The organism is Kribbella albertanoniae (genome assembly GCF_004348455.1).
Taxonomy (GTDB): domain Bacteria; phylum Actinomycetota; class Actinomycetes; order Propionibacteriales; family Kribbellaceae; genus Kribbella; species Kribbella albertanoniae.
This window is the reverse complement of the sequence record NZ_SMKA01000464.1, coordinates 1-3,083: the sequence shown is the minus strand read 5'-3', so window position 1 is coordinate 3,083 and position 3,083 is coordinate 1. Positions and strand designations below refer to the sequence as shown.

The 3,083-nt window shown below is 68.2% G+C and carries 2 protein-coding genes; both read right to left on the bottom strand.

The window, feature by feature from the left end; genetic code table 11:
* Positions 1–426 precede the first annotated feature (426 nt).
* Positions 427–1,659, bottom strand: coding sequence for an AI-2E family transporter (locus tag E1261_RS44100; protein ID WP_132416237.1), 1,233 nt, complete (start codon positions 1,657–1,659; stop codon positions 427–429).
* A gap of 53 nt (positions 1,660–1,712) precedes the next feature.
* Positions 1,713–3,083, bottom strand: a 1,371-nt coding sequence (locus E1261_RS44095; RefSeq protein ID WP_420814103.1) for a glutamate mutase L, incomplete at its 5' end; no start/stop codon positions are given.

The following is a 3,083-nucleotide window of genomic DNA, read 5'->3' as shown; positions in this document are numbered from 1 at the left end:
TCAGACATGTCCGGCGGCAACAAGAAACCCTGACCACGATCAACCGGCCGATACCCATTCGCCACACCCAATAATCGAACACCTACCGGGTTATACGCACCAGCCACGCCGATTCTGCAACAGCCTCTATTTGGCAGCACGACTCCGCTGATCGGCAGTTGCCCGGATTCGGGGGTGGGAACGTCGCATCTCGTGGGTTCCCCCAGCAGCTTGTGGGTTCTGCACCCGCATGCGGGTGGAAGACCCACAAGCTCGTGGGTTAACCCATGAGATGCGGCAGGTTTGCGGAGTTCAGCTGCCACCGCCGACGCATCCGGCCGCCGTTGGATGCGACGCCCAGCCACACCTCCCGGTCACAGCCAGACGCGGCCGCCGCTGTACCGACCCGGCCACAGGCGGATGCGACTCCGCCGTACCGGCCAGGACTCAGCTGTCGGTGACCGGGGGGTCTGCAGCGACCTTTGCTGGTCTTCGGCGTGGGAGCGGGCGGGGTGGTTCGGGGTCTACGTCGTTGCCGGCCAGGTGGTTGACGATGGTGTTGAGGACGGCGGCTGTCGGTACGGCGACCAGGGCGCCGACGATGCCGGCGATGACGACTCCGGTGGCGATGGCGAGGATGACGGCGAGCGGGTGCACGCTGACCGCGCGGCCGAGGAGGAACGGCTGCAGGACGTGGGCTTCGAGCTGCTGGACGCCGATCACGACGGCCAGCATCACGATTGCGACGATCGGGCCTTTGGCAACGAGCGCGACGAGCACCGCGACGATGCCGCTGACGAGTGCACCGACGACGGGGATGAATGCGCCGACGAAGACCAGGATGCCGATCGCGCTCACCAGCGGCAGGCCGAGGATGGCTGCGCCCAGCGAGATGCCGACCGCGTCAACGGCGGCGACGATGATCGTGGCCCGGACGAACGCGGTCAGCGAGACCCACGCCTTGCGGCCGGACGAGTCGGCCTTCTCGCGGGCCTGGCGCGGGAAGAGGCGGACCAGCCAGGCCCAGATCTTGTCGCCCTGGTAGAGGAAGAAGAACAGGCAGAACAACGAGATGAACAGCCCGGCGACCACATGAGTCGCCGTCGAACCGACCTCGGCCGCGCGCTGACCGAGCGCACCACCGGAGGTGATCGCGTCCTGGAGCGATTTGAAGGCGTTCGTGATGTCGGTGTCGGTCAGCCCGAAGTTGAGGCGCGCGAGCTCGCGGAGCTTCTGCACACCTTCGCCGACCTGGGTCGACAGACTCTCGAACTGCCCGGCGATCTGCGTCCCGACCAGAGTCAGCAGGCCCGCGACCAGCACGATCGTCGCGATCACCGTGACCCCGGCCGCCGCGCCGCGTGGGAAGCGCAGCTTCTGCAGACCGTTGGTGACGGGCACGAGCAGGGCGGTCAGCAGGATGCCGACAGTCACCGGTACGACGACCTCGGACAGGTACTGCATCCCGTACCCGATCACGGCCACCGCGGCCACGATCACCAGGAACCGCCAGGCCCACGCACTCGCGATCTGCATTCCCGGCGTCACCCCGGTGTCGATCCGCCCCCGGCTCGATGGCGCCAGCGCGTGATCGTCGAGCACCACCGTATCGGCGGTCTCCTCGACCACCTCGTTGTCGGCGACCGGACTCGCGTCCTTCGCCTTGCCGTCCTCGCTCATCAGACCCCTCCGCCGCTGTACTTCCAGACGAGACGCTGTGCTTCCTGACGAGACTAGTGCCCGGCGGGGACGGTTCCATGAATGTGAGCGGCGAGGCCCTCGGCCGCCTTCGGATCGGTGTCGGCGAGCAGGCCGACACCGGCGAGCACGTAGTCCTTGTCGACGCAGATCTGAGCGCGCTCGGGAACCAGCCAGCCTTCCTCCCGCGCGTTGACCGCGACCGCACCGAGGATCCGGGCAGCCACCTCCGGCCCGTTGTGCCGCAGCACGCCACCCGACCCGACGAGCAGGTCGACCTCCCGCAGGTCCTTCCCGGACCGCTCGACCACTCGGCCGCCGGGGCCGAAAACGATCCGCTGCCGACCCGCGTGCCGACGCAACGCCACCGTCGCGGCCACGGTCGCCAGCACCACGTCGTACTGCGTCTCGGCCGGGGAATCAGGCAAGTACGCCGGATCGTCGTGCCGCCGGGCGGCCGCCGTACGGAGCGCTTCGTCGTCGGGGACGAGGCCAGCTTCGATGCCTGAGGCAACGACCGGTACGGCGCTCCAGCGCATCCCGAGATCACCTTCGACCGTGCGGGTGACGGGGTGGGTGGCGACCACCTCGCGGCCGAGGTTCGCGTCCTCGGGGTCGAGCTCGATGACCGAATGGACGTCGGTGGTCGCGCCGCCGATGTCCACGACCGCGACATCCCCGTGCAGCCCGGCGAGCACCTCGACGCCGCGCAGCACGACGTCCGGCGTGGCCGCGCGCACCATCCGCGCGAACCCGGGATCGCGGGACAGGTTCTTGCCACCGATCACATGGGCGAGGAACATCTCGCGGATCGCAGCTCGCGCACTGTCCGGCGCGAATACCCCGATCTCGGGAACGACGTTGTCCGCAAGCACATGCGGGACATCAGCGAGAATCTCGGCGATCTCACCCTGAGCATCAACGTTGCCTGCGACAACTACCGGTCGCCGCCACTTGTAGGTGGCCAACGTCTTGGCCGCCTTGAGAAGGACGGCGGAGTTGCCGCCATCGGTACCGCCGGACAACAGTACGACGTCCGGGCGATCTGCCCGCAGTTCCTTCAGCGAGGTCGGCGTCAGCCCACCGCTCACCACAGCAACGACACGCCCGCCACTGGACAGCGCAACCCGCTTGCCGGCCTCCGCGGTCACCAGCTCTTCGTTGCCGACAACCCCGATCCGCAGCCCACCACCAGCACTGGAACAAGCCAGTACGTCGGCCCGCGCCACCCCGCGATCGACCGCCAGCAAGGCGGCCCGGCAGGCATGCCAACCGTCCATCACGTCAGTGTCGATCGTCGTCCGATGCTCGGCCCGGGCCACCAGCTCACCCGACCCCGCATCAACCGCGATCGCCTTGGTAAACGTCGACCCGAAATCAACCGCCACCACCAACCCCACCCGCAC

What these genes read in the sequence shown, in the direction of transcription:
- E1261_RS44100 (WP_132416237.1), bottom strand. Translation starts at nt 1,659, where the DNA reads ATGAGCGAGGACGGCAAGGCGAAGGACGCGAGTCCGGTCGCCGACAAC.